At 61.7% G+C, this 10,152-nt stretch carries 7 protein-coding genes; 5 read left to right on the top strand and 2 right to left on the bottom strand.

The genetic code is table 11. The features are described from left to right. Nucleotides 1-28 precede the first annotated feature (28 nt). Entirely contained in the window at nt 29-1,693 is a 1,665-nt protein-coding gene (locus PH586_RS09210; RefSeq protein WP_271347453.1) for a glutamine--tRNA ligase/YqeY domain fusion protein, read from the top strand. Between the two features lie 205 nt (nt 1,694-1,898). Further along, on the top strand, nt 1,899-3,281 hold the full coding sequence (cysS, locus tag PH586_RS09205; RefSeq protein ID WP_271347452.1) for a cysteine--tRNA ligase: 1,383 nt from the start codon (nt 1,899-1,901) through the stop codon (nt 3,279-3,281). A gap of 441 nt (nt 3,282-3,722) precedes the next feature. Here the strand turns inward: cysS and PH586_RS09200 are convergent, their stop codons facing one another. Both PH586_RS09200 and PH586_RS09195 read right to left on the bottom strand, forming a co-directional pair. Next, nucleotides 3,723-4,481: a polysaccharide deacetylase family protein gene (locus tag PH586_RS09200; RefSeq protein WP_408636807.1), complete on the bottom strand. Its 759-nt coding sequence runs from the start codon at nt 4,479-4,481 to the stop codon at nt 3,723-3,725. Nucleotides 4,482-4,925: 444 nt separating this feature from the next. Next, nucleotides 4,926-6,782, bottom strand: a complete 1,857-nt coding sequence (locus PH586_RS09195) for a sigma-54-dependent Fis family transcriptional regulator (protein WP_271347451.1) — start codon at nt 6,780-6,782, stop codon at nt 4,926-4,928. Between the two features lie 276 nt (nt 6,783-7,058). Here PH586_RS09195 and PH586_RS09190 point away from each other — a divergent pair, with 276 nt between their 5' ends. Genes PH586_RS09190 through PH586_RS09180 form a run of 3 tightly spaced genes read left to right on the top strand, consistent with a single transcriptional unit; the run spans nt 7,059 to nt 10,146 of the window. Next, nucleotides 7,059-8,153 carry an ABC transporter ATP-binding protein gene (locus tag PH586_RS09190; protein ID WP_271347450.1) on the top strand — a complete coding sequence of 365 codons (1,095 nt, stop codon included), beginning with the start codon at nt 7,059-7,061 and terminating at the stop codon, nt 8,151-8,153. Next, nucleotides 8,153-9,286, top strand: coding sequence for an ABC transporter ATP-binding protein (locus tag PH586_RS09185; RefSeq protein WP_271347449.1), 1,134 nt, complete (start codon nt 8,153-8,155; stop codon nt 9,284-9,286). The genes PH586_RS09190 and PH586_RS09185 overlap by 1 nt, the downstream gene beginning before the upstream one ends. Beyond that, nucleotides 9,283-10,146, top strand: coding sequence for a carbohydrate ABC transporter permease (locus PH586_RS09180; protein WP_271347448.1), 864 nt, complete (start codon nt 9,283-9,285; stop codon nt 10,144-10,146). Before PH586_RS09185 ends, PH586_RS09180 begins: the two co-directional genes overlap by 4 nt. Nucleotides 10,147-10,152: the final 6 nt, after the last annotated feature.

Below are 10,152 nucleotides of genomic sequence, written 5' to 3'. Positions count from 1 at the left end.
GCCGCGCACCTGCATGATCAAGGACCCCATGAGCAAGCCAGAGATTGTCGCCGCTTCGAATTTTCTTCGTCCCATCGTCCAGGCTGACCTGGACAGCGGCAAGCACACGAAGATCATCACCCGGTTCCCGCCGGAGCCCAATGGCTACCTGCATATCGGCCATGCCAAGTCGATCTGCCTGAACTTCGGCCTGGCCAAGGAGTTTGGCGGCGAGTGCAACCTGCGCTTCGACGACACCAATCCGGCCAAGGAAGACCAGGAATACATCGACGCGATCAAGGACGACCTGCAGTGGCTGGGCTTCCAGTGGGCCGGTGAGGAGCGTTACGCCTCCAATTACTTCGATCAGTTGTATGCCTGGGCCGTCGAGCTGATCAAGGCCGGCAAGGCCTACGTCTGTGACCTGTCGCCCGATGAGGCGCGCCACTACCGCGGCAATCTGACTGAACCGGGCAAGAACAGCCCGTTCCGCGAGCGCTCGGTGGAGGAGAACCTCGACTTGTTCGCCCGCATGAGGGCCGCTGAGTTCCCCGATGGCGCTCGTGCCCTGCGCGCGAAGATCGATATGGCCTCGCCGAACATGAACCTGCGCGATCCGATCCTCTATCGCATCCGCCATGCCCATCATCACCAGACCGGTGACAAGTGGTGCATCTACCCGAGCTATGACTTCACCCACGGCCAGTCGGACGCCATCGAGGGCATTACCCACTCGATCTGCACCCTGGAGTTCGAGGATCATCGGCCGCTCTACGAGTGGTTCCTGGACAACCTGCCGGTGCCGACCAAGCCACGTCAATACGAGTTCGCCCGTCTCAACCTGAACTACACCATCACCAGCAAGCGCCGGCTCAAGCAGTTGGTCGATGAAGGTCATGTGCAGGGTTGGGACGATCCGCGCATGTCGACCCTCAGCGGCTATCGCCGGCGCGGCTACACCCCGGGTTCGATTCGCACCTTCTGCGACATGGTCGGCGTCAACCGCGCTGGCGGCCTGGTGGATATCGGCATGCTCGAATTCGCCATTCGCGAAGACCTCGATGCCTCCGCTTCGCGGGCCATGTGCGTATTGCGGCCCCTGAAGGTAGTGATCACCAATTACCCCGAGGCTCAGGTGGAAAACCTCGAGTTGGCGCGCCATCCCAAGCAGGACATGGGCGTACGTCAGCTGCCGTTTGCCCGCGAGATCTATATCGACGCCGGCGACTTCGAGGAAATCCCGCCTGCCGGTTTCAAGCGCCTGATCCCAGGTGGCGAGGCCCGGTTGCGTGGCAGCTACGTGATCCGCGCCGACGAAGCGGTCAAGGATGCCGAGGGCAATATCGTCGAACTGCGCTGCACCTACGACGAAAATACCCTGGGCAAGAATCCCGAGGGGCGCAAGGTCAAAGGCGTGATCCATTGGGTGCCGGCCGCTGCCAGCGTCGAGTGCGAAGTGCGCTTGTACGATCGCCTGTTCCGCTCGCCGACCCCGGAAAAAGCAGAAGAGGGCAGCAGTTTCCTCGACAACATCAACCCCGAGTCGCTGGTGGTGCTCAAGGGCTGTCGCGCCGAGCCGTCGCTGGCCCAGGCGCAGCCTGAGGAGCGTTTCCAGTTCGAGCGCGAGGGCTACTTCTGTGCCGACATCAAGGACAGCAAGCCTGGTGCCCCGGTGTTCAACCGGACCGTGACCCTGCGCGACTCCTGGGCTTAAGAACCTGTCTTGGATCAGCTGCGCGTCGGCGATACTGCGTTAAAAATGGCCTCGGAATGCTCATTTACAGCTAGTAAACTCCGCTTCCTCGGCCATTTTTGCCTTGTCTCGCTCTAGCTCGCGAGATCCGAAACAGGCTCTCAGGCCCAGACGCTCTGATTAGAACCGGGCCGGTGCGCTGGCCCGTGGTTTCCAAGGAATCCCGATGCTCTCGATCTACAACACGCTGACCAAAAGCAAAGATGTCTTCAAACCGCTGGTGGACAACCAGGTGCGCCTGTACGTGTGCGGCATGACGGTTTACGACTTCTGTCATATCGGTCATGCGCGGGTGATGGTGGCCTTCGACGTGGTCACCCGTTGGCTGCGCCATCGCGGTTATGACGTGAATTACGTGCGCAATATCACCGATATCGACGACAAGATCATCAGGCGCGCCCAGGACAACGGCGAGCCGTTCGAAGCCCTGGTCGAGCGCATGATCGCCGCCATGCACGAAGACGAAGCGCGTCTCAACGTGCTGCGTCCGGATCAGGAGCCGCGTGCCACCGCGCACATCGCCGGCATGCACCAGATGATCCAGACCCTGATCGACAAGGGCTTCGCCTATGCCCCGGGCAATGGCGACGTGTATTACCGGGTCGGCAAATTCGTCGGTTACGGCAAGCTGTCACGCAAGAAGATCGAAGACCTGAAGGTCGGTGCGCGCATCGAGGTCGACGAAGCCAAGCAGGATCCGCTGGACTTCGTCCTGTGGAAGGGGGTCAAGCCCGGCGAGCCGAGCTGGCCGTCGCCCTGGGGCGCGGGGCGTCCAGGCTGGCACATCGAGTGTTCGGTGATGTCCACCTGCTGCCTGGGCGAGACCTTCGACATTCACGGCGGCGGCCCGGACCTGGTGTTCCCGCACCACGAGAACGAGATCGCCCAGAGCGAGGCGGCCACTGGCAAGCTTTACGCCAACGCCTGGATGCATGCCGGCGCGGTGCGCGTGGATGGCGAGAAGATGTCCAAGTCCCTGGGCAACTTCTTCACCATCCGCGAGGTGCTGGAAAAGTACCACCCGGAAGTGGTGCGCTACCTGCTGGTGTCCAGTCACTACCGCAGCCCGATCAACTACTCGGAAGACAGCCTCAAGGAAGCCAAGGGCGCCCTGGAACGTTTCTATAATGCGCTCAAGGGGTTGCCGGATGCGCCCGCGGCCGGCGGTGAAACCTTCGTCGAGCGTTTCGGCGCGGCCATGGACGACGACTTCAACTCCCCGGAAGCCTGCGCCGTGTTGTTCGAACTGGCGCGCGAGATCAACCGCCTGCGCGACAGCGATCAACCGGCGGCTGCCGGTCTGGCTGCGCGTTTGAAGGAACTGGCCGGGGTGCTCGGTGTGCTGCAACTGCACCCGGATGCATTTCTCCAGGCTGGCGCCGCAGGCAAGGTCGATGCCGCAGAGGTCGAGACGCTGATCGCCGCGCGCCTGCAAGCTCGCGCCGAGAAGAACTGGGGCGAATCCGACCGCATCCGCGACCAGCTCACCACCATGGGCGTGGTGCTGGAAGACGGCAAGGGCGGGACCACCTGGCGCTTGGCGGAGTAACCGTTCGCCGGACTAAACAGGCCGCTTTCGAGCGGCCTTTTTCTTTTCCGCGGGAGGAGCGTGCCAGCCGGTTGAGCGACGCGATCGTCAGCCTTCTGCCTGAAAACCAGAACGATTTATCCCGGTAAGGAGGATGAAGCGTTTTTGGGTAGCCGGGGGGCTGCGCAAGAGCGCTAGAAGCTCGATGCCCTGCAGGGGGGGGGGCGGCGGGGCTTCTTGCCCACCGGGCATTCGCCTGTCGTGCCGCTAGCCAACCACCTGTTGCAGGGGCCGGAATATCTGCGGCGGCTCAAGAGCGGGGTGCGCCGGTGATGGCTGGACGCAGGCTTTTGCAGGATCCAGCTGCTGGCGCTACTGCTTGCTAAGGAGCGGGCTCCCAGTGTGCACGCCATCCCGCCTAGGTCATTACACTGGCGAGCAGCCGATCGCTGGGGCTCAGGCTCAGTTCCAGAGCCAGTTCCAGATTCCAGGCAGGCGGGCATACTGCAGCGGGTCACTGAGGCTGCGCTTCAAGGCTGCACGCTCGAGGGGCCGGCGCTGGTCGTAGAAGGGTTTGGCGTCAGTGGCGAGTCCGACGTCTACGGCCACATCCAGCAAAATCTGCAGGTACTCCTGCATATGCCGCGCGGTGTAGGTGTTGAGGTCATGGAAGGTCACGATGACCGGGATGACCCCTTCCACCACCGGCATGCGGCCGGCTTGGATCTGAGTCGCTATCAGTGCGAGTTGCTCGCGCAGGCTGCTGCGCCGGCGCAGGCTGCCGTTAATGCCCCAGGTCTTGCCATCGTTGGCGCTCAGGTCGGTCAGCAGCAAATGCAGGCCATGCGCCTGGTAGGCGGCAAAGGTGCGCTGGTCGTAGTTCCAGAACGGCGGCCGGACCAAGCGCGGCGGCTTGCCACTGACGGCGCTGAGGTCGGCCACGCCATGGCGTAGCGACTGTTCCAGTTCGGCCGGGCTGAGGAAACGATGATTGGAATGCCTGGGGGTGGCGCTGTGAAAACCCAGCAAGTGGCCGTTTTTTTGCTGGCGGCGCAGCAATGCCTGCCCCTGAGCGCTGCCGCCGGCGTAAGGGGCGCGCGTCTGGATAAAGAACAGCGCCTTGATGCCGGGCTGGATGGGATTGTCTGACAGGGCGTCGAGAATCTGGCGGGTCGGGTTGAGTCCCTCGCTGCCACTCGGGCCGTCGTCGAAGCTGAGCAAAAAACGTATCGGCGCACTCCCGGGTGATGGCAAGGGGGGCGGTGCGCTGACGCAGGCACTCAACAGCGCCAGAGCCGGTATCGCCCAGCCCCATGCACCTAGCTTTCGTGGGGCACGGCAAAGCCATGCCAATGCTCGTGAAGCAGCGACTGCAGGGCGCAATGGAAAACTCATCGGGTTGTTTGACTCGTGAAGACCGGAGGCGAAGGGTACAGCAGTCGGGGTGGTTCGGGGCTTTACCGTGGATGCCGGCAATTGCCGGCTGACGGCGAAAGACCCAGAGTCGGCAAACTGCGCGGAGCGATGGTTGGCGGTTATGCCCGTTCCGCCACCCTTCGGCGATTAGCGCAGGAGTTGGTCCAGCATTAGCCACAAAAGTTCGCCTGTCACCGCTGTTGAAGCTGTGAGCACATTGCGCTGCAAGGGGCGATCGATGGCCGCGTTTTAAGGCTTCAACCCCCGCTCCCTCAAGCGCTTGTACAGCGTATTGCGGCTCAGGCCCAGGCGCCGTGCCAGGTGCGAAATATTGCCGCCGCAGGCCTGGAACTGGCTGGCCAGATCATCAGCAGCGGTCGCCAATAGCCCCGCTTGCTCAGCGGCCGAGTTGCGCTCATCGACTTCCTGCAAATCGGCAAAAAAATCATCCGGCAGATGCTCCGCTCGAATCGGCTGGTCATCGGCCATGGCCAGAGCGATTTGCAGCACACTGCTGAGTTGGCGCAGGTTGCCCGGCCAGGGGTGGCGTTCGAACAGTTCCATCACTTCAGGGCTGGGTTTGGCCCATTGCTGGGGTTCGCGGTGGTACTCCCAGAGGCGTTGCACCATGGCGGCAATATCGGTGCGTTCACGCAGGGGCGGCAGTTCCAGGTTGAGGCCGCTGATGCGGTAGTAGAGGTCCTGGCGGAACAGGCCGGCGTCGACGTCCTGGCGCAGGGAGCGGTTTGTCGCGGAGATCAGGCGGATATCCACCGGGTAGAGTTCGCTGCTGCCCAGCGGTTGCACGCAGCGTTCCTGCAACACCCGCAGCAGGCGGGCCTGCACGCGCAGCGGCATGTCGCCGACCTCGTCGAGAAACAGGGTGCCTTGATGGGCCTTGCGGATCAGGCCGACGCTGCCTTTCTGGTTGGCACCGGTGAAGGCCCCTTTTTCGTAGCCAAACAGTTCGGATTCCACCAACTCGGCGGGAATGGCCGCGCAGTTGACCGCAATCAACGCATGCTTGGCGCGGGAGCTGGCGTGGTGCAGGGCTTTGACGAATACCTCTTTACCGACCCCGGTTTCGCCATGCACCAGGATCGGGATGTCCTTTTCCAGCAGGCGTTCGGCCTGGCGCACGGCTTTATCAACGCGTGGGTCGCCGAGGTTGATCGAGGCCAGGGTGAAGCCCTTGCTACTGGCTTCGGGCTCGATGGGCTGACGGAAATCCCTGGCCTGGATCGGCGCCGGCTGCTGCGGGCGTTTGACCTGAGCGTGAAAACGGAAACGGCCACCGGCACGCAGGCAGAAGGGCAGGGCTTCGGGCTGGTTGAGCAGGTGTTGCAGGGGCACATCGAACAGGCTTTCGATACTCACCCGCGCCAGACCGACGCCGAGCAGGTTGTCGGCGCGGCGGTTGGCCGACACCACCTGGCCCTGGTCATCGAAGATCAGCAGTCCGGCCCAGGGGCTTTCCAGGTTGTCCAGGCTGGTATTGAACGTCAGTTGAAAGTAGCGCTGCTGGAACAGGTTGAGGATCAGCCGGTTTTCCACCGACTGGCTCATCATCTTGACCATGCCCAGGGTATGGGAGGGCGGCAGGTAGCTGTCGCTGGAAACGTCCAGTACCGCAATCATTTGCCGTTGCTCGTCGAAAATCGGCGAGGCCGAGCCGGTCATGAAGCGGTTGACCTTGAGGAAGTGCTCATCGTGCTGGATATGCACGGGTTGCGCGCAGTTCAGGGCGGTGCCTATGGCATTGGTGCCGGTGTAGCGCTCCAGCCAGCTGGCCCCGGCGACGAAGCCGGGCGCGCGGCTGGGCTCGATAAAACGCTGGTCGCCCCAGGACTGCAGCACCTGGCCCTGCTTGTCGGCGAGCATGATCAGGCAATTGGAATTGGCCAGGATATTGCCGTAGTAGGGCAGTACTTCTTTATGGGTGGTGTGCACCAGGGCGTGCTGACTTTCCAGCAGGGCAGACACTTCGCCGGCACTGGGCTGGGTGAAGGTAGGGGTGCTCTGGTGGGTCAGGCCGAAGTCGCGGCAGCGCGACCAGGAGTCCTGAATGATGGTCTCGTGGGGCAGGACACTGGCAGCTTCAGCCATGACAAAAGTCTCGCAGTGGGTCTTGTTGTTATTAGGTGCCGGTCTTCGCCGAGGTGCACTCAGTGTCGCCTATGGCTGTTCAAAGTCAACGTTTCGACTGTTCAATTGTTCATGATTGACTGTGCAAAATTGTTCATTTGCGAACATGGCGCCAACGGCAATATTCAGTTAAGTCTATATAAATCAATCAAGTAGATGGCTTTGTAGGCGCTTGGCACGGAACTCGCCTTGTCACTGTGCAGTTAGAACGCACATAACAAGAAAATAGGACGGTCCATGTCACTTACGCTTGAGAATGTCACGCGTATCGTCGAGCAGCAGGTGCACATCGACGATGTATGCCTGAGCTTCGAACCCGGTTCCTTCAATGTGTTGCTCGGCCGCACCCTGTCCGGCAAGACCAGCCTGATGCGCTTGATGGCTGGCCTGGACAAGCCGAGCAGTGGGCGCATTCTGATGAATGGCGCGGACATGACCAATGTCTCCGTGCGTCAGCGCAACGTGTCGATGGTCTACCAGCAGTTCATCAATTACCCGACCCTGACGGTGTTCGAGAACATCGCCTCGCCGTTACGCCAGGCCGGGGTGAGCAAGGCCGAGATCCTCGAAAAGGTGCATGCCACCGCGAAGATGCTGCGCATCGAGGCGTTGCTCCAGCGCCACCCGCTGGAGCTTTCCGGCGGCCAGCAGCAGCGCACGGCCATGGCTCGTGCCCTGGTCAAGGATGCCTCGCTGATCCTGTTCGACGAGCCACTGGTCAACCTCGACTACAAACTGCGTGAAGAGCTGCGCCAGGAGATGCGCGAGTTGTTTCAGGCGCGTCATACCATCGCCATCTACGCCACCACCGAGCCGAACGAGGCCCTGGCCCTGGGTGGTACTACCACCATCCTGCATGAAGGACGGGTGGTGCAGAGCGGCAAGACCGCCGAGGTCTACCATCAGCCGCAGCAGGTGCTGGCCGCCGAGCTGTTCTCGGAGCCGGCGATCAACCTGATGCCAGGACGCATCAGTGGCACCGAGGTGAGCTTCGCCGATGCCGTGCATTTTCCGCTCAACTCCGATCTGCAAAGCATCGCCGTAGGCGAGTACCGCTTCGGCGTGCGCCCCAGCCATATCGGTCTGGTGCCATCCAACGACGACGATCTGGAATTGGCCGTGACCGTGGAGCTGGCGGAAATCAGTGGCTCGGAAACCTTCCTGCATGTGCGCAATGAACAGTTCGTGCTGGTGCTGCACCTGCCGGGCGTGCACGAGTACGACGTCGATACGCCGATTCTGATTTATATCCCGACCCACAAGCTGTTCGTCTTCGAGGTCAATGGCCGATTGATCCAGGCGCCGAGCCGCCGTTCAGCGAGGAGCGCCTGATGGCCGAGATACGCTTGCACAACCTGGCGCACAGCTACAGTCGAGCGCCCAATGGCGCGGCGGATTATGCGATCCGCGAGATGAACCATGTCTGGGAGCAGGGCGGTGCATATGCCTTGCTCGGACCGTCCGGCTGCGGCAAGTCGACCCTGCTCAATATCATTTCCGGTTTGCTCAGCCCCTCCCACGGCGAGGTGCAGTTCGACGGCAAGGTGGTCAACCAACTGCATCCCGAGCAGCGCAATATCGCCCAGGTTTTCCAGTTTCCGGTGGTCTACGACACCATGACGGTGTTCGACAACCTGGCCTTCCCGTTGCGTAACCAAGGCATGAACAAGGCCAGGATTCTGGCCAAGGTCAACGAAATCGCCGAAGTGCTGGAGCTGCACCCGCTGTTGCACAAGCGAGCGAGCAACCTGACTGCCGACGAGAAGCAGAAGGTCTCCATGGGCCGCGGCCTGGTGCGCGATGACGTCTCGGCGATCCTCTTTGACGAGCCGCTGACGGTGATCGACCCGCACCTGAAATGGAAGCTTCGGCGCAAGCTCAAGCAGATCCACGAGCAGTTCAATATCACCATGGTCTACGTCACCCACGACCAGCTGGAAGCGTCCACCTTCGCCGACAAGATCGCGGTGATGTACGGCGGCCAGATCGTCCAGTTCGGCACCCCGCGCGAGCTGTTCGAGCGGCCCAGCCACACCTTCGTTGGCTACTTCATTGGCAGTCCCGGGATGAACCTGATCGAAGTCGAGCGCTGCGAAGGCGGCGTGCGTTTCGCCGATACCGTGCTGCCCTTGTCGCCGGCGCTGAATCAACGATTGGACCAGCTGGATTGGAGCAGCCTGAAAGTCGGCATTCGTCCCGAGTTCGTCCATGTCTGGGAAGGCCCAAACGAAGACGCGTTGTGCGGTGAGGTGGTGCACCTCGAAGATCTGGGCACTTATAAGATCCTCACCCTGCGCCTGGACGGCCAGCTGCTCAAAGTGCGCCTGCAGGAGGATCAGCCGGTACCGCACCAGCGGGTTTATCTGAGCTTCCCGGCGCAGTGGCTGATGCTCTATGCCGACGAATACCTGGTGCAAGAGCTGCCAGCGCCAGCTCGGTCGACTTCAGGGGAGGTGCAGCCATGAAGGTTTATAACAACAAGGCCTGGTGGCTGGTATTGCCGGTATTTCTGCTGGTGGCGTTCAGCGCCATCGTGCCGATGATGACGGTGGTCAACTACTCGGTGCAGGACATTTTCGACCACTCGACGCGCTATTTCGTCGGGGTCGATTGGTACAAGCAGGTGCTGCAGGACACACGCCTACATGACTCGCTGCTGCGTCAGTTCATCTATTCCGGCTGCGTGCTGCTGATCGAAATCCCCCTGGGGATCGCCATCGCCCTGACCATGCCAACCAAGGGCCGTTGGGCATCGCTGGTGCTGATCGTCATGGCGATTCCGTTGTTGATCCCGTGGAACGTGGTCGGCACCATCTGGCAGATCTTCGGTCGCGCCGACATCGGCCTGATGGGCTGGGCGCTGAACAGTCTGGGTATCAGCTACAACTATGCGTCCAACACCAGCGACGCCTGGGTCACGGTGCTGATCATGGATGTCTGGCATTGGACGTCGCTGGTGGCGCTGCTCTGTTACTCCGGGCTGCGGGCGATCCCCGATGTGTATTACCAGGCGGCGCGCATCGACCGCGCCTCGGCCTGGGCGGTGTTTCGGCACATTCAGCTGCCGAAGTTGAAAAGCGTGCTGCTGATCGCGGTGATGCTGCGTTTCATGGACAGCTTCATGATCTACACCGAGCCCTTCGTGCTGACCGGCGGCGGCCCGGGCAATGCCACCACCTTCCTCAGCCAGACCCTGACTCAGATGGCCATCGGCCAATTCGATCTGGGCCCGGCGGCGGCGTTCTCGCTGGTGTACTTCCTGATCATTTTGCTGGTGTCCTGGCTGTTCTATACCGCCATGACCCATAACGACAAGACCCGCTGAGGCCGA

The organism is Pseudomonas aestuarii (assembly GCF_027988105.1).
Lineage (GTDB): Bacteria > Pseudomonadota > Gammaproteobacteria > Pseudomonadales > Pseudomonadaceae > Aquipseudomonas > Aquipseudomonas aestuarii.
This window is presented reverse-complemented; position numbering and strand designations above follow the sequence as displayed.